16 protein-coding genes are annotated in these 19718 nt (G+C 71.7%); 6 read left to right on the top strand and 10 right to left on the bottom strand.

The window, feature by feature from the left end; all coding sequences use genetic code 11:
- The first annotated feature begins 12 nt into the window (after positions 1-12).
- Together FBY22_RS38405 and FBY22_RS38400 are read left to right on the top strand one after the other, a co-directional pair.
- A complete protein-coding gene (locus FBY22_RS38405; RefSeq protein WP_142152796.1) occupies positions 13-2595 on the top strand; it encodes a bifunctional FO biosynthesis protein CofGH in 2583 nt (860 codons plus the stop codon).
- A gap of 81 nt (positions 2596-2676) precedes the next feature.
- Entirely contained in the window at positions 2677-3231 is a 555-nt protein-coding gene (locus tag FBY22_RS38400; RefSeq protein ID WP_174267400.1) for a hypothetical protein, read from the top strand.
- Here the strand turns inward: FBY22_RS38400 and FBY22_RS38395 are convergent.
- Entirely contained in the window at positions 3224-3763 is a 540-nt protein-coding gene (locus FBY22_RS38395) for a DUF2165 domain-containing protein (protein ID WP_142152794.1), read from the bottom strand. The two genes, FBY22_RS38400 and FBY22_RS38395, sit on opposite strands and share 8 nt — an antisense overlap.
- A 121-nt stretch (positions 3764-3884) precedes the next feature.
- On the opposite strand from FBY22_RS38395, the gene FBY22_RS38390 reads away from it, so the two are divergent.
- Positions 3885-5000, top strand: a complete 1116-nt coding sequence (locus tag FBY22_RS38390) for an ADP-ribosylglycohydrolase family protein (RefSeq protein WP_142152793.1) — start codon at positions 3885-3887, stop codon at positions 4998-5000.
- Positions 5001-5458: 458 nt separating this feature from the next.
- On the opposite strand, the gene FBY22_RS38385 is transcribed toward FBY22_RS38390, so the two are convergent.
- The 3 genes from FBY22_RS38385 to FBY22_RS38375 form a co-directional block, all read right to left on the bottom strand.
- Positions 5459-6061, bottom strand: a complete 603-nt coding sequence (locus tag FBY22_RS38385) for a DinB family protein (RefSeq protein WP_142152792.1) — start codon at positions 6059-6061, stop codon at positions 5459-5461.
- Positions 6062-6128: 67 nt separating this feature from the next.
- A complete protein-coding gene (locus FBY22_RS38380) occupies positions 6129-7703 on the bottom strand; it encodes a sodium:solute symporter family protein (RefSeq protein ID WP_142152791.1) in 1575 nt (524 codons plus the stop codon).
- Positions 7704-7865: 162 nt separating this feature from the next.
- Positions 7866-8651 carry an SDR family oxidoreductase gene (locus FBY22_RS38375; protein WP_142152790.1) on the bottom strand — a complete coding sequence of 262 codons (786 nt, stop codon included), beginning with the start codon at positions 8649-8651 and terminating at the stop codon, positions 7866-7868.
- 80 nt (positions 8652-8731) lie between these two features.
- Here FBY22_RS38375 and FBY22_RS38370 point away from each other — a divergent pair, with 80 nt between their 5' ends.
- Positions 8732-9571: a hypothetical protein gene (locus FBY22_RS38370; protein ID WP_142152789.1), complete on the top strand. Its 840-nt coding sequence runs from the start codon at positions 8732-8734 to the stop codon at positions 9569-9571.
- Between the two features lie 130 nt (positions 9572-9701).
- On the opposite strand, the gene FBY22_RS38365 is transcribed toward FBY22_RS38370, so the two are convergent.
- The 3 genes from FBY22_RS38365 to FBY22_RS38355 form a co-directional block, all read right to left on the bottom strand.
- Positions 9702-9893 carry a DUF397 domain-containing protein gene (locus tag FBY22_RS38365; RefSeq protein WP_058924760.1) on the bottom strand — a complete coding sequence of 64 codons (192 nt, stop codon included), beginning with the start codon at positions 9891-9893 and terminating at the stop codon, positions 9702-9704.
- Between the two features lie 214 nt (positions 9894-10107).
- Complete coding sequence (locus FBY22_RS38360) at positions 10108-10965, bottom strand: helix-turn-helix transcriptional regulator (protein ID WP_142152788.1); 858 nt, start codon at positions 10963-10965, stop codon at positions 10108-10110.
- A gap of 398 nt (positions 10966-11363) precedes the next feature.
- Complete coding sequence (locus FBY22_RS38355) at positions 11364-12119, bottom strand: GPP34 family phosphoprotein (protein WP_142152787.1); 756 nt, start codon at positions 12117-12119, stop codon at positions 11364-11366.
- 236 nt (positions 12120-12355) lie between these two features.
- Between FBY22_RS38355 and FBY22_RS38350 the strand changes: the two genes are divergently transcribed.
- Both FBY22_RS38350 and FBY22_RS38345 read left to right on the top strand, forming a co-directional pair.
- Positions 12356-15067 (top strand): D-alanyl-D-alanine carboxypeptidase, encoded by a 2712-nt coding sequence (locus FBY22_RS38350; RefSeq protein WP_142152786.1) that lies wholly within the window; start codon positions 12356-12358, stop codon positions 15065-15067.
- Between the two features lie 249 nt (positions 15068-15316).
- Positions 15317-17206 (top strand): MFS transporter, encoded by a 1890-nt coding sequence (locus tag FBY22_RS38345; RefSeq protein ID WP_142152785.1) that lies wholly within the window; start codon positions 15317-15319, stop codon positions 17204-17206.
- 13 nt (positions 17207-17219) lie between these two features.
- Here the strand turns inward: FBY22_RS38345 and FBY22_RS38340 are convergent, their stop codons facing one another.
- From FBY22_RS38340 to FBY22_RS38330, 3 genes are all read right to left on the bottom strand, one after another.
- Positions 17220-18086, bottom strand: a complete 867-nt coding sequence (locus tag FBY22_RS38340) for a MerR family transcriptional regulator (RefSeq protein WP_142152784.1) — start codon at positions 18084-18086, stop codon at positions 17220-17222.
- Positions 18087-18157: 71 nt separating this feature from the next.
- Positions 18158-18667, bottom strand: a complete 510-nt coding sequence (locus FBY22_RS38335; protein ID WP_142152783.1) for a glutathione peroxidase — start codon at positions 18665-18667, stop codon at positions 18158-18160.
- 9 nt (positions 18668-18676) lie between these two features.
- Positions 18677-19699 carry a helix-turn-helix transcriptional regulator gene (locus FBY22_RS38330; protein WP_142152782.1) on the bottom strand — a complete coding sequence of 341 codons (1023 nt, stop codon included), beginning with the start codon at positions 19697-19699 and terminating at the stop codon, positions 18677-18679.
- Positions 19700-19718 lie beyond the last annotated feature (19 nt).

Here is a 19718-nt window from a genome sequence, read left to right as displayed (position 1 = left end):
TATGCTCAAGAAATGACGACTTCCGCGACCGGAACCGGCCCCACCGAGAACTCCCTGCGTCGCGCCCTCAAACGTGCCCGTGACGGTGTCGCCCTCGACGTCACCGAGGCGGCCGTCCTGCTCCAGGCCCGCGGCGAGGCGCTCACCGACCTCGCCGCGTCCGCCGCCCGGGTACGGGACGCGGGGCTCGAACAGGCCGGGCGCCCCGGGGTCATCACGTACTCGAAGAGCGTCTTCATCCCCCTCACCCGGCTGTGCCGGGACAAGTGCCACTACTGCACCTTCGTCACCGTCCCCGGCAAGCTGCGCCGCGCCGGGCACGGGATGTTCATGTCCCCGGACGAGGTCCTCGACATCGCCCGCAAGGGCGCCGCCCTCGGCTGCAAGGAAGCCCTCATCACCCTCGGCGACAAGCCCGAGGAGCGCTGGCCGGAGGCCCGCGAGTGGCTGGACGCGCACGGCTACGACGACACCGTCGCCTACGTCCGCGCCATCTCCGTCCGCATCCTGGAGGAGACCGGGCTGCTGCCCCACCTCAACCCGGGCGTGATGTCCTGGACCGATTTCCAGCGGCTCAAGCCCGTCGCCCCGTCCATGGGGATGATGCTGGAGACCACCGCCACCCGCCTGTGGTCCGAGCCCGGCGGGCCGCACTTCGGCTCCCCGGACAAGGAGCCCGCCGTACGCCTGCGCGTCCTGGAGGACGCCGGGCGGTCCTCCGTCCCCTTCACCTCCGGGCTGCTGATCGGCATCGGCGAGACCTACGAGGAGCGGGCCGAGTCCCTGTTCGCGCTCCGCAAGGTCTCCCGCGCCTACCACGGCATCCAGGAACTGATCATCCAGAACTTCCGCGCCAAGCCGGACACCGCGATGCGCGGCATGCCCGACGCCGAGCTGGACGAGCTGGTCGCCACCGTCGCCGTCGCCCGGCACATCATGGGGCCGAGCGCCTGCCTCCAGGCCCCGCCCAACCTCGTCGAGGGCGAGTACGAGCGGCTGATCGGGGCGGGCATCGACGACTGGGGCGGGGTGTCCCCGCTGACCATCGACCACGTCAACCCCGAACGGCCCTGGCCGCAGATCGAGGAGCTGACCGAGCGCTCCCGCGCCGCCGGCTTCGAGCTGCGCGAACGCCTGTGCGTGTACCCGGAGTTCGTCACCCGCGGCGAGCCCTGGCTGGACCCGCGGCTGCGCCCGCACGTGCGCGCCCTGGCCGACCCGGAGACCGGGCTGGCCCTCCCGGACGCGGTGGTCGAGGGCCGCCCGTGGCAGGAGCCCGAGGAGGCCTTCACCGCCTCCGGCCGCACCGATCTGCACACCTCCATCGACACCGAGGGCCGTACCGCCGACCGGCGCGAGGACTTCGACGAGGTCTACGGCGACTGGGCGGAGCTGCGCGAGGCGGCCGCGCCCGGCATGGCGCCCGAGCGCATCGACACCGATGTGCGGGCCGCGCTGGCGACCGCCGCCGACGACCCGACGAAGCTCACCGACGACGAGGCGCTGGCGCTGCTGCACGCGGACGGCCCCGCGCTGGACGCCCTGACCCGGATCGCCGACGACGTGCGCAGGTCGGCGGTGGGCGACGAGGTGACGTACATCGTCACCCGCAACATCAACTTCACCAACGTCTGCTACACCGGCTGCCGGTTCTGCGCGTTCGCGCAGCGCAGGACGGACGCCGACGCCTACACGCTCTCCCTGGAGCAGGTCGCCGACCGGGCGCAGCAGGCGTGGGACGTGGGCGCGGTCGAGGTGTGCATGCAGGGCGGGATCCACCCCGACCTGCCGGGGACGGCGTACTTCGACATCGCGCGCGCGGTGAAGGAGCGGGTGCCGGGCATGCACGTGCACGCCTTCTCCCCCATGGAGGTCGTCAACGGCGCCACCCGCACCGGCTTGTCGGTGCGGGAGTGGCTGACCGCGGCGAAGGAGGCCGGCCTGGACACCATCCCCGGCACGGCGGCCGAGATCCTCGACGACGAGGTCCGCTGGATCCTCACCAAGGGCAAGCTGCCCACCGCCACCTGGATCGAGGTCATCGAGACCGCCCACGAACTGGGCATCCGGTCGTCGTCGACCATGATGTACGGGCACGTCGACCAGCCCCGGCACTGGCTCGGCCACCTGCGCACGCTGGCCGGCATCCAGCAACGCACCGGCGGCTTCACGGAGTTCGTGACGCTCCCCTTCATCCACACCAACGCCCCGGTCTACCTGGCGGGGATCGCCCGGCCCGGCCCGTCGGTCCGCGACAACCGGGCGGTGACCGCGATGGCCCGGCTGCTGCTGCACCCGTACATCCCGAACATCCAGACCAGCTGGGTCAAGCTGGGCACGGACGGCGCGGCGCAGATGCTGCGCTCGGGCGCCAACGACCTGGGCGGCACGCTGATGGAGGAGACGATCTCCCGGATGGCCGGGTCCTCCTACGGCTCGTACAAGTCGGTCAAGGACCTGATCGCGGTGGCGGAGGCGGCGGGGCGGCCGGCGAGGCCGCGGACGACGCTGTACGGCGAGGTTCCGCAGGAACGGCAGCGGGCGGCGACGGTCTCCGACGGGCACCTGCCGGAGCTGCTGCCGGTGCTGGACTGACACGGGGGAGCACCACAGTACGATGATCGGACCCCTGTTCCGACGGGTGTCAGGGGTCCTGTATCCGAGGAGTTGCGTGCCGTGCCAGCCCCCAAGGTCTGGGTGACCGGTCTGACGGTAGGAGCCATCGCCGCCGTCGCCGTCCTGGCCGTGCAGGCCGACAAGGGACCGAAGCCCCATGCGGTCGCCTCCAAGCCGAACGCCTCGGCGTCGGCGGGCGCGCAGCCCCACGCCACGAGGACGAAGTCACCGGCCGCGGTGCCGAGCGGCTCCGGCACCGGCCGCCGGATCGTCTACTCGCTCGGCCACAAGACGGTGTGGCTGGTCGACGCGAGCGACGCGGCCCGCCGCACCTTCGCGGTGTGGCCGGGGACGGTCGCACCCGCCCCCGGCGCCTACACGGTCGGCACGCGCACCGAGGGCCCGATCACCGGCTCGGACGGTGTGAAGATCGAGCACATCGTCTACTTCTCCGTCAGCTCCGGAGTGAACATCGCCTTCTCCAACGCGGTCGACGGGACGTCCCCGCCGCCCGCGTCCGGCACCCGCACCGGCGGTATCCGGATGAAGGCGGCGGACGGAGCGGCGCTGTGGACCTTCGCGACGGCCGGCACGAAGGTCGCGGTCGTCAAGTAGTGGCGTCGGTACGCCGGTTGTCGCTGAACAGCACGACGAGCAGCGTGATCCCGGCGAAGACGAACACCCGCAGCGCGGCGTCCAGACCGTTCCAGGTCTTCGACTGCCACATGGAGAACCACTCCCCGCCGACGGCGATGAAACCGGCGCCGAACAGCAGGAGCACCATCAGCAGTCCGTAGGTGGAGACGGTGCGGGCGCGCACGTGGTCCCGGCGGGCCCACAGCCAGGTCCCGTAGATCAGGACGATCGCGGCGAGCGTCTCCCAGACGATGATCGTGACGTACGCGGCGTTCTGCAGGCCCTTGCTGGTGATGGCCCGCCACATCAGGTCGTCGTCCTTGAACGTGGTGTCCATGGCCAGGACGTGCTGCACGAACGCCTGGTTGGTCCCGAAGTCGGTGATGTTGCCGAAGGCGACGAGCGCGATGTAGAGGGCGACGCTCGCCGTGAGGAGCGCGGCGGTGAGGGTGAGGGCGCGGGTGTGGGGGGTTGTGACCGTGGTCGGGCCGGTCGTTGTGTTGGTGGACATGACAGCCATCTTTCCCCGGCGTGATCGGTCTGCGCACCGGATCGCCCCCTGAACCGACCGTCCTCGTTCGATTACAGTGCTGAACTGTCGTATGTCGGGCGGGGCCCTCGGGGAGGTTCTGGTGGGTGGGACAGCCGGGGCCGTCTGGGGCCGCGCGGAACAGCAGGACTTCCGCAGCCGGGTGCGCGGCACACTGCTCGGATCCGCCGTCGGGGACGCGCTGGGAGCGCCGGTCGACGGGCTGGACCTGGACGGAATCCGGGAGGGGTACGGCGCCGAGGGGCTCGCCGATCTCGGTGTCGCCTACGGCAGACGCGGAGCGGTCACCCACCTCACCCAGCTCACCCTGTTCAGCGTGGACGGGCTGATACGCGCCCAGGTCCGGCGGGACACCGGCGCCTGGCATCCGCCGACCGACCTGCACCGCGCCTATCTGCGGTGGGCGGCCACCCAGCGCGACTGGGGGCCCGACGAGCGGCGCAAGGACGACGGCTGGCTGGCCCGCGAGGAGTGGCTGTACGCCCGGCGGGACCCGGCCCGCTCGCTGCTGATCGGCTTCGGCGACGAGAACATGGGCACCCTGGACGCGCCCAAGAACCCCGGCGAGGTGGGACCGGAGGCGGTGGCCCGCTCCGCCCCCTTCGGGCTCCTGGTCGGCTGGGAGCCGCAGCTCGTCGTGCAGCTCGCGGTGGAGTGCGCGGCGCAGACCCACGGGCACCCGATGGCCTACCTGTCGGCGGGGGCGTACGCCGTCGTCGTGCACGGGCTGGCCCGCGGCGAGACCCTCGACGCGGCCGTCCAGCGGGCGCTCGCCCTGCTCGCGGCGCGCCCCGGGCACGAGTCGGTCTCCGGCGCCCTCCAGCACGCCCTGGGCGCGGTCCGCCAGGGCATGCCGACGCCCGCCCGGGTCGCCGAGCTCGCCGGGGACCGTACGGCGGAGGGGACGCTGGCCGCGGCCGTGTACTGCGCGCTGGTCGGCGAGGACGTCCGGCACGGCCTGTGTCTGGCCGTGAACCAGGACGGCCCGTCGGGGGCGACGGCCTCGCTGACCGGCGGGCTGCTGGGCGCCCTGCACGGGGAGACGGCCCTGCCACCGGCCTGGCTGGCCGAGCTGGAGGGCCGCCCCACCATCCTGGAACTGGCCGACGACTTCGCCATGGAAATGACCCAGGGCCCCGCCCTGCACGGCCCGGCAGGCGCCTCCCCGGGCTGGCTGACCCGCTACCCGAGGGCCTGACGGCCGCCGAGGACCGCCGGCGGTCGGTCCACCGGTCCGGTGAGCGCCGGTGCTTCCCCGGTCGGGCGGCCCGCTGTTCGCGGTTCGGGGCCGGGGGTCTGTCGGCGGTTTGATCCCACCTGGTGGGCGGACGCTGGTGTTTCCCTGGTCGGGCGGCCTGTTGTTCGCGGTTCGGGGCCGGGGGTCTGTCGGCGGTTTGATCCCACCTGGTGGGCGGACGGCGGTGTTTCCCTGGTCGGGCGGCCCGTTGTTCGCGGTTCGGGGCACGGGGTCCGTCGGTGGCTTGATCCCATCTGCCCGGCGAGCGCCGCGCGTCCGCGCCGGCCGGGCCGCCCCGGCACCTGGATTTCCCGGGCGCCCGCAGCGCTCCCGCGGCATCGCGAGCCCACCCGTGACCGTGGCGGTCGGCCGCACTAGGCCCTGTCGGCAAATTCCCGCCTGCCCGGAGGCGACAGGGCCTAAGCCTTGTCGGCCGCCTCCCGGGCCGTCCGCTCCAGGCGGTCGCGGTAGTCCTGCCACCAGGCCGGGTCGTTCGACGGCAGGTTGGTGCTGTCCTGGAGCCAGCCCGCTGAACCGTCGAGCTGTTCGCGGAGGATGTCGGCCTGGCCCGCGTGCCGCTGGGTGTCGGCGAGGACCCGGACCAACGCGTGGTGCAGGGTGATCTCGTCCTTGCCGTCCTGCCACCACGGCACCCTGCCGACCGTGTCCGGGGGCAGTGCCGCGACGGTGGCGTCGGCGTGCGGCCACGCCTGCCGGTAGCGGTCGACGATGTCCGCCCGGGACTCCTCGCCGGTCGCCCACATGTCGCCGTTGTCGTCACCGACGGGCCCGTACCAGGGGCGGCCCGGCGCGGCGGGCCGCCCGAACGTGTCGCCCAGGTAGCCGAGTTCGACGTAGGTCACGTGCTTTACCAGGCCCAGCAGATTGGTGCCGGTCGGGGTGAGGGGGCGCCGGACGTCGTACTCGGACAGGCCCTCCAGCTTCCACAGCAGGGCGTCACGGGCGTCCTGGAGGTAGCGGAGGAGGTCGGCCCGCGGGCCCGGGGGGAGTGTGGTGGTCATGCCGGTCAGTCTGCCGAGCGTGCGGTCCGCCGGCACCGGCTTTTCCCCTCCCCCCGCGCCCGGGGCGTCAGTCCTTCACCGGCGTGCGGCCCAGCGCGTCCTCCACGCCTTCCGCCGGACCCGGTACGGCGACCGCCGTGCTGTCGTCGTCCGTGTTGATCCTCTCGATGACCGCCAGGCGCTCCGGGGTGTCCTCCGGCTTCAGGTAGCCGATGAGGATGTAGAGGACCAGGGAGACGGCCAGCGGGATGGAGACCTGGTACTGCAGCGGGACGCCGCCGTCGATGTTCCAGTTGATGGGGTAGTTGACCAGCCAGAAGGCCAGCAGGCCCATGCCCCAGCTGGTCAGCGCCGCCGTCGGGCCGGAGCGGCGGAAGGGGCGCAGCAGGCCCAGCATCATCGGGATGGCGATCGGCCCCATCAGACCGGCGACCCACTTGATGACGACCGTGATGATGTCCTTGAAGGCGGGCGAGTTGACCTGGGTCGCCACCGCCATCGACAGGGCGAGGAAGACCACGGTGGTCACCCGGGCCGCGATCAGCCCGGACCGCTGCCCCCACTCACGGGCCCGCCGGGACAGCACGGGCGCCGCGTCCCGGGTGAAGACGGCCGCGATCGCGTTGGCGTCGGAGGAGCACATGGCCATCGTGTGGGAGAAGAACCCGACGATCACCAGCCCCAACAGGCCGTGCGGGAGCAGCTGTTCGGTCATCAGGCCGTAGGAGTCGGAGCCGTCCGGCTTCTGGGCGTGCACCAGCAGCGGCGACATCCACATGGGGAAGAACAGCACGACCGGCCAGACGAGCCACAGCGCGGCGGACAGCCGGGCCGAGCGCGTGGCCTCGTGCGGGGAACCCGTCGCCATGTAGCGCTGGGCCTGGTTGAGCATGCCGCCGTTGTACTCGAAGAGCTTGATGAACAGGAACGCCAGGAGGAAGACGGTGCCGTAGGGGCCGACGAGGGGCTTGCCGTGACCGTGCAGGGCCGGCTGGTCCCACGCCTCGAAGAAGCCGATGCCCTTGTCGTTCAGCTTCAGCACGACCGCCACGAACATCGAGACGCCCGCCAGCAACTGGATGACGAACTGGCCCAGTTCGGTCAGCGCGTCCGCCCACAGCCCGCCGATCGTGCAGTAGATCGCGGTGATCGCGCCGGTGATCAGGATGCCCTGGTTCAGGGTGATGCCGGTGAAGACGGACAGCAGCGTGGCGATCGCCGCCCACTTCGCGCCCACGTCGACGATCTTCAGCAGCATGCCCGACCAGGCGAGGGCCTGCTGGGTCTTCAGGTCGTAGCGGTTCTTCAGGTACTCCAGCGGGGAGGCCACCTGGAGCCGGGAGCGCAGGCGGTTGATCCGTGGCGCGAACAGCTTCGAGCCGATGGCGATGCCCAGCGCGATCGGGAAGGACCAGGTCACGAAGGACGTCACGCCGTAGGTGTAGGCGATACCCGCGTACCCCGTGAACAGGACCGCGCTGTAGCCGGACATGTGGTGCGAGATGCCGGACAGCCACCAGGGCATCTTGCCGCCGGCGGTGAAGAAGTCGCTGACGTTGCCCACCTGCTTGTGCGACCAGACGCCGATCGCCACCATCACGCCGAAGTAGCCGATGAGCACGGCCCAGTCGAGACTGTTCATGAGCCCCCTTCCAGGGTCCGCTGCCGGGGACGGGCATGACGAACTCTGAGCGGGGTGGCATGATCACAGCAAGCAAGTGGCGGTTCAAGAGCGGGTAAAATCGTTCCGCTTGATGGTCGACGTTCATCTACATGAACAGCCAGTGTGGCTGGATTCCGACCGTCAGCGCATCAGTTCCCCTGCGTTGACCAGCAGCGACTGCCCGGTGATGGCCCGCGCCCGGTCCGAGGCGAGGAACACCGCCGCGTCGGCCACGTCCGCGTCCGTGGCGAGGTCGGGAAGGGCCATCCGGTCGGACAGCCGCTTGAGCACCTCCGCCTCCGGCACCCCCTCCGTATGGGCCGTGAACTGCACGTACGCCTGCACCGGCGGTCCCCACATCCAGCCGGGCAGCACGGTGTTGACCCGGACGCGGTGCGGTCCGAGCTCGCGCGCCAGCGAGTACATCGCGCTCGTCAGCGCACCCTTGGAAGCCGCGTACGCCGCCTGCCGCACCTGCGTGGGCGCGGCGACGGAGGACTGCGTACCGATGAAGACCACCGAACCGCCCGCCGCTTTCAGGCCCGGCAGACACGCCCGTGTCATCCGCAGCGAACCCAGCAGGTTCACGTCGATCACCGACTGCCAGGTCGCGAAGTCCGCGTCCTCCAGGCCGCCGAAGTAGCCGTCCCACGCGGCCACATGGACGACCGCGTCGATCCGGCCGAAGCGCTCCTGCGCGAGCGCGGCCAGCGCCTCGCACTGGGTTTCGTCGGTGATGTCCGTCGGCCGGTACGCCGTGTGCGCCCCGTCCGGATCGATCTCGGCCGTGCTCTTGGCGAGGTTCACCTCCGTGCGCGCCCCGAGCACCGCGTTGCCGCCGTCGCGCACGACTGCCGCCGCGACCTGGTGACCGAGCCCGACGCCGACTCCCGAGACGACGACGGTCTTGCCCGTGAGCAGTGACATCCGAGCCTCCGGGGGTATGGCCAATTATCTGACGGGGCGTCAGAGTATGGGCGACCGGCGGAGGACGGAAGGGGAGCGACGTGAGCGAGGAAACCCGGAGCGACGTGTACGCCGAACTGGCCGCCGTGGGGCCCTACGGGGTCCGTCCCGGCCACGCCCTCATCACCATGGTGGAGCCGCACCCCGGCCATGAGTACGCGTACAACCGCTGGTACGAGGACGACCACTACTACGCCGGCGCGATGGCCATGCCCTGGATGTTCGCCGGCCGCCGCTGGGTGGCCACCCGCGACCTCCAACTGCTGCGCTATCCGGAGAAGTCGGCGGTCGCCCAGCCGGTCACCGCCGGCTGCTACATCTCGACGTACTGGGTCACCGACGGCCGCTACGACGACCACATGAGGTGGACCGTGGCGATCAACAAGCGGCTGAACCGGGACGCCCGCGTCTACCAGGACCGCACCCACGTCTTCACGGCGTTCCAGGACCACGAGGCGACGGTCTACCGGGACGGGGCGGCCGGCCCCCGCGACTTCCACGCCCTCGACCACCCCTACGCGGGGCTGGTGGTGGAGGTCATCGACGCCGAATCGGCCGGGCAGCGGGCCGAGTTGCTCGAATGGCTGCGGGCGCGGCACCTGCCGAAGCGGCTCGCGGGGTCCCCGGCGGCCATGGTGACCGTGTTCCGGCCGACCCCGCTGCCGGGCGACCGGATGACGTACGTGAAGCAGGTGGAGGGCGTGGACACCCGGCTGACGCTGCTGTGGTTCCTGGAGGCCGATCCGCGGGAGTGCTGGGAGGCGTACTTCACGGGGCTGGACGGGCCGGTGGGCGAGACGGGGCTGGGGAGGGTGGAGCTGGTGGCGCCGTTCGTCCCGACGGTCCCGGGCACGGACAGGTACGTCGACCGACTGCGCTAGGGCCTGGGCTCCGGGCACAGGCCGAGCCCCCTCGGCAAGGACGGCGAAGCTGGTCGAGAGGGCTCTTGCTGTGCTGCTTGTGAAGTTGTGCTCGGGGGAAGGACGGTCCGAAGATCGTGAGTCCCTTCCGCTACGCCTTGATCGACGCGACGAACGTGTTCCACGCCTCGGCCGGGAAGGCCAGCACCGGGCCCTCGGTGACCTTGGAGTCCCGGACGGCCATCGCCGCGACAACCGGTGACTTGATCTCGACGCACGCGCCGTTGCCCGTGGAGTACGAGGACTTGGTCCACGTGTCCGTGGCGCCCTGACGAATTGCCATTTTTGCTCCGGAATGCCAGTCGTTGAGTTGCTGTCACCGCACGACGAGTCCGACTCCGGACCCACAGCGCGGTTTGCGCCAACCTGTGATGTGTGGTGGCGTGATCGACGCTACTCGCCCACCTCGGTGTACGAAGCGACTATTCACTCGACTGGATGGCATATTCCAGGTGGGTCTTCCACTGGAGACCCAGGAAGGTGTACGGTACGGCGCTTCAGCGGGCGTACTCCTTCGCGATGTCCGCGATGAACTGCCGTGAGTGGTCCGGGTTGAGGGCCTGAGCCCGCAGGTGCTCGTACATCACGCTGTACTTCTGCACGTCGTTCGCCTTCTCCAGGTACAGGTCGCTGGTGACGCCCTCGATGTAGACCACGCTGGAGTCGGCCGCGTCCGGGAACTCGAGGATCGCGTACTGGCCGTTGAGGCCGGGATGCGCTCCCATGTCGAAGGGGATCACCTGCACCGTGACGTGCGGCAGCTGGGACTGCTCGACGAGGTGCTCCAACTGGTCCCGCATCAGCGAGCGGTTGCCCACCACCCGGCGCAGGGCCGCCTCGTCCATCACCGTCCACAGCCGCAGCGGGTTCTCCGGGGCGGTGATTCGTTCCTGCCGGCGCAGCCGCACCTGCACGCGCTTCTCGATGTCGGCGGCCGCGGTCTCGGGCAGGGCGCCCGCGATCAGCGTCTCGGCGTACTGCCGCGTCTGCAGCAGGCCCGGCACGACCTGCGGATCGTAGACGCGCAGGCTCGCCGCGTCCGTCTCCAGCCCGATGTACACGCTGTAGGGGATGTCGCCGAAGGAGTGCCACCACCCCTGCTGGCGGCTGTCCTTGGCCATCTGCATCAGCGAATCGACGATCCGGTGGTCCTCGACCTCGTACACCCCGCACAGGTCGCGGACGTCGCGCTGGCTGATGCTGCGCCGTCCGTTCTCCAGCCGGCTGATCTTCGACTGCGACACCAGCAGCCGCTCCGCCACTTCCTCGGCCGTCATGCCCTTGAGCTCACGGAGCCGGCGCAGCTCCTGGCCCAGCCGGCGTCGCCTGACGGTGGGATTGACACTTGACGCCACGGGACGTGCACCTCCGGCTGCGGGCCTCTGCTTGCCACTTTGCGTATCTGCTGTTGAGCAGATTGCCACCAAGGTGCTTTCTACCGCTGGGAAACGGCGGATATGCGCTGGATACACGCCAGTTCGCGGGGTTCGCGGGCGTGGCGGCGCGACACGGCACGGAACCGGGCCCGCGGGCCGGGGCGCGCGTCGCCGCCCGAGCGGGCCGCCGGACACGAAGCGGCCGCGCGGGACGGCGGAACCGTTACGCCACCCGTATCCGAGGACACGGACGGCATACGGTCCCGCCGTCCCGCGCGGACCAGCGGCTCCCGAACCGGGGCTGGGGACTCAGCTGCGGCGTGCGGTGCTTGGGCGGTGCTGTGCGATGCGGTGCCGGTGTGCCGTGGGACCGCGGCTCAGTGGGCCACGACACGTGCCATGGGTCCGCGGCGCGGCTGCATCGGAACGCCACGAGCGGGTTCCGGTGCGGGCCCGACGGGTCCGGCGGCCTGGCGGCCGGCCGGGGCCGGGCTGCGGCGGGGCTGGGCGCCCACGCCGTTCTGGACGTCCATCACGGCGTGCGCGACGAGACCGCCCATGGGGTCGTGCCTGATCAGGTCCCGCAGCCGGGAGCGGGACGACCGTCCCTCGTTCCCCGGGTACAGGTGCTTGCCGAGGCCGACCGCGTGCGCCAGTGCGGCGAGCGCCGCGGTCCGTGGGTCCGGCGGTACGCCGGTACGGATCGCGGAGTCCAGCCGGGCCCTGATCTCCCGGCTGATGGCGTTGTCCGTCGCCTGGTAGCGAGTCGTCGGCAGCACTCCGCACATCTGGCCCGCCACGGCATGCACCATGCCGCACCGCTCCAGATGTGAGAGGTAGGTCTGGCGCAGCCCAAGGCGCGGCCCGCCGATCCAGTTCACTGCCCGCACGGGAGCGCCACGCCTTCGCAGCAACTCCAACGCGCAGTCCAACGTTGGATCTCCAGTCGGCCGTGGTACGACCACGGCGATACGATCCCCGTCTGGGGCTATCCGTCCGGCCAGCGCCAGCTCCACTAGCTGTGCTCCGGCCAGACCGAGGTCGAGCGACTGCGGCTGCGCAGTGGTACCCGTGGCCGGGTCCAATGCCAGCAGCAGAAGCTCCTCCGGAAGTGTTCTGCGGCTCCTGCCCATCCATGCCTCCCCGCGTGGATGAATGACAGGGTGACCCCTCTCACATTGGTCTGTCGAGGGTGCGTGACCTCTTTGTGAGGGAACCGGTAGGTATGTCGTTCTCGTCTACCGCAGGGGTCAAGCCCGCACACAGGACACTGGTACATGGTTCGGACAGCGCTGCAAGCGGTGTCCCGGGCGGCGATTCACGGTTCGGTTGACGGTTCGGCAGCCGCGTGCGGGGCATGCGGCGGCACATGGAGGAGGCATCGGTGGCGGGCGAGTCCCCCGACAGGTCGAAGCAGCGCGAGTCGTCGGCAGAACCGACGTCGGGGAGCGCGGGTCCGGTTCCCGAGGCCAGGACGGCCGCCGATGAGGAACCGGGTACGCGCGGAGGCGTGGATACGGCCACGCGGGTGCTTTCGGTATGTGATCTCCTGACGGAAGCCGAGAAGACGGCGGAGACGGCGGACGAGGAGGCCGAGGCCGCCGACGCGGCGAGGCAGGCGGCCGGGGACTCGGGGTCCGGTGACTCCGGGGCCTCCGGCGCCGACGAATCGGGCGCCAAGGATTCCGGGGCCGGCCCCAAGGGTTCCGGCGCCGAAGACTCCGGGACCGACGACTCCGACGATGAGGCGTCCGGGAAGGCCGAGGGCGCCGCGGAGGGCCTCGGCGGGGACGGAAGCGGTACGGAGCCTTCCGGCGCCGCCGAGACCGCCGAGAAGGCCCCCCAGGGCGCCGAGAGCGGCGACGAGAGCGCCTCCGGGGACGCCGACGCCGATTCCGACGTGGAGGCGGCCTCGGGGCGCCAGGGAGGCGAGGACGGCGCGGAGGCCGGTACGGACGCGAGTTCCGAGAGCGACGCGGACTCCGAGTACCGTGAGGGCCCCGACGCGGGTGCGGCCTCCAAGTCCGGCGCAGCTTCCGGTGCCGTGGCGGACTCCGACGGTGGCGGGCGTTCCGACGCCGAGTCGGTCTCGCCCGGGGGAGACGTTTCGGCTGACGGCGAGGAGAGCGGGGCCGAGGCCGACCGCGACTCCGCGTCGGACGACGTGGCCGACGACGAGACGGACCGCGGTTCGGGCGGCTCCGTCGGCGATGAGCGGCTGCGCGCGGCCGTGGCCGCCTGGGTCCGCTCGGGCGACTCCGACGGCGACGAGAAGTCCGAGGGTTCCGCGAAGCCGGCGGACGCCGAGGACGGGAAGCCGTCCGCGAAGACCGACGACGACAGCGGCGAGGCCGGTTCGGCCGAGGCGGAGTCGGAGGCGGAGCCCGAGGACGCGGTGGGCGACGCCGAGCCGAAGGACGCGGTGGCCGATGGCGAGGCCGCCGACGCCGAGCCCGAGGACGCCGTCGCCGACGCCGTGCCCGCGGCGAAGGCCGGCTCCGCCGAGCCGAAGCCCGACAAGGATGCCGGCTCCGAGGCCGACGCCAAGCCCGTCGATCAGCCCACCGCCATCTTCAAGCGCCCCACCCCCCGGGTCGACCAGCCGACGACCATGCTCAAGCTCACCGACCCCAAGCCGGACCCGAAGCCGGACGTCACGTCGGACCCCGAGCGGACCAGCAAGTTCGTGGCTCTCAAGCCCCTGGACGACCCGGCGGCGAAGAAGCCGAAGCCGGCGCCCGCGGAGGCCACGGCGTCCGTCCCGCAGGTCGGTCCCGAGCGCACCACCCAGCAGCCGCTCCCGCCCAAGCCCCCGCTGGACCTGCTGGCGGAGCTGACCAACACCCCGCCGCCGCCGGAGACCCCGGTCCGCACGATCGTCCGCCGGGTCAAGATCTGGACGCCGCTGGTCCTGCTGCTGGCCGTCGTCTTCGCGATCGTGCAGGCGGTCCGCCCGCTCCCGGCCCCCACCCTCGACCTCACCGCCGAGGAGAGCTACACCTTCGACGGCGGCAAGGCCGACATCCCGTGGCCGGCGTCCGGCGAAGGCGCCCTCGACGTCCAGGGCATCGGTTCCTTCGGCTCCTCCGGCGCGCAGAAGCCCGTCCCGATCGCCAGTGTCGCCAAGGTCATGACCACGTACCTGATCCTGCGCGACCACCCCCTCAAGGGGGACGGCGAGAAGATCAAGGTCGACCGGACGGCGGAGGACCAGGCGACCGCGGACGGCGAGTCGACGGTTCAGGTGAAGGCCGGTGACACGATCACCCAGAGGGAGGCCCTGGAGGGCGTCCTGATCGCGTCCGCGAACAACGTGGCCCGACTGCTGGCCCGCTGGGACGCCGGGTCCGAGAAGGCGTTCGCGAGCAAGATGAACGCCGCCGCCAAGGACCTCGGGATGACGAACACGACGTACACCGACCCCTCGGGCCTGAAGAAGACCACCGTCTCCACGGCCGCGGACCAGGTGAGGCTCGCGAAGGCCGCGATGAAGAACCCGAGCTTCCGCGAGATCGCCCGGATGATGGAGTACACCGACTACAAGGGCAGCAAGCACAGCAACTGGAACCGTCTGGTCGGCTACAACGGCGTCATCGGCATCAAGACCGGCACCACCACCGCGGCCGGCGGCAACCTCGTCTTCGCGGCCGTCAAGCAGGTCGGCGGGGAGACCCGGACCATCGTGGGCGCCGTCCTCGGGCAGGGCCCCGGCGGCAGCGACAACACCATCCTCGCCGGCGCGCTGGACGCCGGCGACAAGCTGATCCGGGCCGCGCAGGGCGCCCTGAAGTCGGCGACGATCCTGAAGAAGGGCGACGTCGTCGGCTACGTCGACGACGGCCTCGGCGGTCGTACCCCCGTCGTGATCACCAAGGACGTCTCGGCCGTCGGCTGGGCGGGGCTGAAGGTGAAGCTGTCCTTCGTCACGGGCGAGCTGCCGCACTCTGCGAAGGCCGGCACCAAGGTCGGCACCCTCACCGTCGGCGACGGCGGCACGAGTGGTGCGGTGCAGGTCCCGGTGCAGTTGCAGAAGGACCTCGCCGAGCCCGGTTTCACCGACAAGCTGACCCGCCTCGGCTGACCGGCCGGGCAGGCCGTGGCGTACCGGCCGCCGTCCCCCGGGGGCGGCGGCCGGTGTGTCTGCCGGGGCAGGCCGCGGGGTGGCGGTGTCGGCGCTGCGTGCTAGCGTCACGAAACGGGGCAGGCCGTCGCGCAGGGGACGCGGCAGGGAAAGCCCCGGGGACGTGGCCGCGAACGCGCGGGCAACGGGACGCGTCCTGTGGGCAGAGGACCAGAACAGAAGACGGGACACTACGGGGAGTGCCTTCAGGTGGCCACTGCGGAGCCGACACGCGCCGACGACGCCGATCCGGGACGGGGAGCCGGCCCGCGAATACGCGTGCCCGTACCGCGCGTCGACGCCCCTGACGGCGACGACCGCACGCGGGACGACCGTACGCCGGACGCCCCCGCCAAGGACGTCCCGTCCCGCGCGACGACCCTGCTGCTCGCCCTGCGCGAGCGGCTGCTGCGGCACCCGGTGCTCTCGATCACCGCGCTCGCCGGCGCCCTCCACATCGCCTGGTTCTTCACGTCCGCGAACAGTGGCGGCGACCTCGCGGCACAGGACGCGTGGGCCGAGTTCGTCGGCCGGCACCCCGACTCGGCGTACAACCTCGCCTGGTACGGCGGCATGCACCCGGTGTCGTACTCGGTGGTGTCGCCGTATCTGATGTCCGTGCTCGGCGTGCGGACGACGATGATGATCGCGGGCACCGTCTCGGCCGGTCTGCTCACCATGATCCTCATCCGCAGCCGGTCGGTGAAGAACCCCCTGTGGGCCTCGCTGGCGGGTGTCTTCGCGTTCCTGTGCAACGCGGCCTCGGGACGGGTGACCTTCGGCCTGGGCACCGTGTTCGCGCTGGGCGCGGTCGCCGTCGTGTTCTGCTGGCCGCACAAGTGGCGCTACCGCAGAGGCGCGAAGGCGGCCTGCGCGGCGCCGCTGGCCGCGCTCGCCACGCTCGCCTCACCGGTGGCCGGGCTGTTCGTGGGGCTGGTGGCCGTCGCCCTGTTCCTGCAGAAGCGCCGGCCCGGCGCCTGGGCACTGGGTCTCGCGCCGGCCGCGGTGGTGGCCCTGTCGGCCTGGCTGTTCCCCTTCTCCGGCACCCAGCCGATGAACGTCGGCTCCGCCAGCCTGCCGTTCATCTACGCGGTCCTGGTCTTCGCGCTCGTCCCCAGGAAGTGGACGACGGTCCGGCTCACCTCCGCGGTGTACGGCCTGTCCGTCCTCGCCGTGTGGATCGTCAGCTCCCAGATCGGCTCCAACATCACCCGGCTGGCGATGCTCTTCGCCGGCGTCACGCTGGTCGCCGTGCTGCCGTTCAAGACCCGGCGCACCCGCGAGTGGTACCTGACGGTGCTGGCCATCGCCGGCTTCACCTTCTGGATCGGGTTCAAGGCGGTCGACGACGTCGTGCGCACCACCCCGACCGCCTCCTGGGCGCGCGAGCTGGCCCCGCTCGTCAACGAGCTCCAGGGGGTCGGCGCCGAGAAGGGCCGCGTCGAGGTGGTCCCCGCGCGCTCCCACCGCGAGGCCTCCGCCCTCGCCCCGTACGTCAACCTGGCCCGCGGCTGGAACCGCCAGGCCGACATGGAGCGCAACCCCCTCTTCTACGACGACACCCTCAACTCGGCGAACTACCACGAATGGCTGCGCCGCTGGGCCGTGCACTTCGTCGTGCTGCCCAAGGGCGAGCCGGACGGCGACGGCGGCGAGCGCGAGCGGGAGCTCGTCCAGCGGGGCATGCCGTATCTGCGGCAGATCTGGGGCGACGCCAACTGGCAGCTGTTCCGGGTCACCGACCCGACCCCGCTCGCCGACCCGCCCGCCACCGTGGACCGCGCCGACCAGGGCGAGCTGACCATCGAGGTGAAGAAGCCCGGCCGGGTGCTGATCCGGGTCCCCTACTCCCCGTGGCTCGGCCTGGTCGACGCCAAGGGCAAGGGTGTGAAGCCCCCGCAGGAGACGGACGCCTCCAAGCACCGCGCCGACGGCCTGCCGAAGTCGTACGACAACGTCAACGGCTGCCTGATGCAGACGGAGGAGGACGCCGAGGGCGACAAGTGGACCATCCTGCTGGCGCCCAAGGCGGGGACGTACCGGCTGGGGGCGCCGTACCAGCTGCCGCGGGGCACTCCGTGTCCCGACGAGCTGAAGTAGCGCCCCCAGGGCGTCACTTCACCGGGAACGCCACGTCGCACACCTCGTCCTCGGGCCCCGCCGCGTCCCAGTCCGCGAAGTAGACCTCCCGGCAGGGCCCGGCCTGCCGGAGCCCCTGCGCGGCGATCCACTGCTCCACCGCCTCGAACGCCGCCATGATCTGCGGGTGGGCCACCTGCGCCTTGGTGATCCGCGTGTACGCCAGCCGCTGGGCCGGTTCCACCCGCACCCCGGTCTCCCAGGTCCGGCCGTGCTCCTGCGCCCAGGCCCGGGCCGCCCTCTCGTCGGCGACCGGCACGCACGACTCCGCCGGACCGTCGCTCTCCATCGACACCTCGGCGTGGTAGACGACGTACGGCGCCGCCGTCACGCCCCCGCACTCCCGGGCCGCCGACTCCAGCCGGCCCAGCGACGCGCCGATCCACGCCGGCAGCTCGTCCGCCAGCGTGTGCCGTGACTGGGTGATCACCACCCGCGCCGGTACCTCCACGGTCTCGACCACGAACTTCCCGTACATCTCGGAGCTCCTCCCCGACAGCCGTCCACGGAGGTACTCGGCGAGCGTCCGCTGCCCGGCCAGCCGGGTCTCCACGTCCGCCCAGTACGCGGCGAGCAGGCCGGCGCCCTCGGTGCCGTCCGCCTCGACCACCTCGGCGATCCGGGCCAGCGGCATGTCGAGCTGCCGCAGCAGCGCCACCAGCCGGGCCCGTTCCACCTGGCCCGCCCGGTAGTAGCGGTAGCCGCTGAGCTCGTCCACGTGGGCCGGGGCCAGCAGGCCGAGGCGGTCGTAGAGCCGCAGTGCCTTGGCCGAGAGCCGCGCCCGGGCCGCGAACGCGCCGATGGTGAGCAGTTCGTCGTCCACCCGGGCATCCTCCGTCATCGCGCGGAACCGTTCCGCCCGACGACGAGGGATGCTCACCCTTGCCCCAGGGACAAGGTCAACGACAGGGCCTAGGCGAGGGCGCTCTCGATCGCCGTGACGACCTCCGCCGCCTCCGGCTCGGTCTGCGGGGAGAAGCGGGCGACGACCTTGCCGTCGCGGCCGACCAGGAACTTCTCGAAGTTCCAGCGGATGTCGCCGTCGTGGCCCTCGGCGTCGGCGAAGGAGACCAGGCGGTCGTAGAGAGGGTGTCGCCCGTCCCCGTTGACCTCGATCTTCTCCGTCAGCGGGAAGGTCACGCCGTACGTCGCCGAGCAGAACTCGGCGATCTCCTCGGCGCTGCCGGGCTCCTGGCCCATGAACTGGTTGCAGGGCACGCCGAGCACGGTGAAGCCCTGGTCGGCGAAGCGTTCCTGGAGCCGCTCCAGGCCGGTGTACTGCGGGGTCAGCCCGCACCGGGAGGCCACGTTCACGATGAGTACGGCCCGCCCCGCGTACTGGGAGAGGTCGGCCGGTCCACCCTTGAGGGCGCCGATCTCCACGTCGAGGGGTCCGGCGCCGTTGCTGTCTGCGGTCGTCATGAGCGGATGCTAACTCCGTCGCGTGCCGGGCCGGTCCTGGGCCTCCACCAGAACGTCACCGGCCGGCGTGCGGGAGTAGAGCACCGAACGGCCCGCCCGGCGCCGCTCCACCAGGCCCGCCTCCAGCAGCACCTTCAGATGCCGGCCGACCGAGCCGAGCCCCTGGCCGGTCACGGCGGTCAGCTGACTGGTGCTCATGGGGGAGCCGAGCAGCACGAGAGCCGCGGCCCGGGCAGGGCCAAGGAGGGCGGCCAGGCTCGCGGGCGCGGGCCGCGCGGTGGGGTCGGCGAGGGCTCCCGCGCAGGTGTAGACGAGGGCGTACCGCTCGGGCTCCTCCCAGGACACCCAGCCCGCCTTCGGCGTGACCGGCACGAAGACCAGCTCGGCGCCGGAGATGTTGCGCGGCGGATACTCGTGCAGGTTCACCTGAAGCCGGTTCTCCCCGAGCCACCGGCTGCGCCCCGGCCGCAGCGAGTCGAGGACGCTCGCCCAGCCGCCCTGACTGACCTGCGCGGTGCGGGCGACGACATCGGCCCGCAGGATGTGCCGGCGGCGGTTCCAGTACGGCCGTACGGCCTCGGTCCACACGTGGGTCAGGAGGTCGGCCGCGCGCTCCGGGAGATCGTCGCGGTGGAGACCGGCGGGAAGCGGTGCCCCCTGGAGGGCGACGACGACGTCGGCCCGGGCCTGGACGGGGTCGGTCGCCCGGACCCGGGCCAGGCCCTCCTCGATGGACTCGCCGTCCCTGGGGGTGGGCGCGAGGAAGTCGGCGATCCATCCCCCACGTTCGACTGCGCTCACGCGGGGAGACCCCCATCGGCCGAGCCCGGCCCGCACCAGCCGCGCGGTCAACGGATCGGCCGCCAGCAGCGCCCGGTAGGGCGGGAGGTGGGTGCGCAGCCAGGCCTGTTCACCAGGGTGCGCGGCTTCGCCGCGGTGCATCAGCTGAAGGCAGGCGAAGGTCTCGGCGAGCGGGGACAGCACGAACCGGCTGCGGGCCAGGGTGTCGGCGTCGATCTGCCACCAGCCCATGCCCGCCCGCCCCTCGGCC

This window comes from Streptomyces sp. SLBN-31, assembly GCF_006715395.1.
Taxonomy (GTDB): domain Bacteria; phylum Actinomycetota; class Actinomycetes; order Streptomycetales; family Streptomycetaceae; genus Streptomyces.
This window is presented reverse-complemented; position numbering and strand designations above follow the sequence as displayed.

Bases quoted from the DNA above. Each gene is read 5' to 3' on its own strand.
- FBY22_RS38375 (WP_142152790.1), bottom strand. From the start codon at position 8,651: ATGTCACTGCTCACGGGCAAGACCGTCGTCGTCTCGGGAGTCGGCGTC.
- FBY22_RS38395 (WP_142152794.1), bottom strand. From the start codon at position 3,763: ATGTCCACCAACACAACGACCGGCCCGACCACGGTCACAACCCCCCAC.
- FBY22_RS38350 (WP_142152786.1), top strand. From the start codon at position 12,356: ATGGAGGAGGCATCGGTGGCGGGCGAGTCCCCCGACAGGTCGAAGCAG.
- FBY22_RS38405 (WP_142152796.1), top strand. From the start codon at position 13: ATGACGACTTCCGCGACCGGAACCGGCCCCACCGAGAACTCCCTGCGT.
- FBY22_RS38385 (WP_142152792.1), bottom strand. From the start codon at position 6,061: ATGACCACCACACTCCCCCCGGGCCCGCGGGCCGACCTCCTCCGCTAC.
- FBY22_RS38355 (WP_142152787.1), bottom strand. From the start codon at position 12,119: ATGGGCAGGAGCCGCAGAACACTTCCGGAGGAGCTTCTGCTGCTGGCA.
- FBY22_RS38340 (WP_142152784.1), bottom strand. From the start codon at position 18,086: ATGACGGAGGATGCCCGGGTGGACGACGAACTGCTCACCATCGGCGCG.
- FBY22_RS38380 (WP_142152791.1), bottom strand. From the start codon at position 7,703: ATGAACAGTCTCGACTGGGCCGTGCTCATCGGCTACTTCGGCGTGATG.
- FBY22_RS38365 (WP_058924760.1), bottom strand. From the start codon at position 9,893: ATGGCAATTCGTCAGGGCGCCACGGACACGTGGACCAAGTCCTCGTAC.
- FBY22_RS38330 (WP_142152782.1), bottom strand. From the start codon at position 19,699: ATGGGCTGGTGGCAGATCGACGCCGACACCCTGGCCCGCAGCCGGTTC.
- FBY22_RS38335 (WP_142152783.1), bottom strand. From the start codon at position 18,667: ATGACGACCGCAGACAGCAACGGCGCCGGACCCCTCGACGTGGAGATC.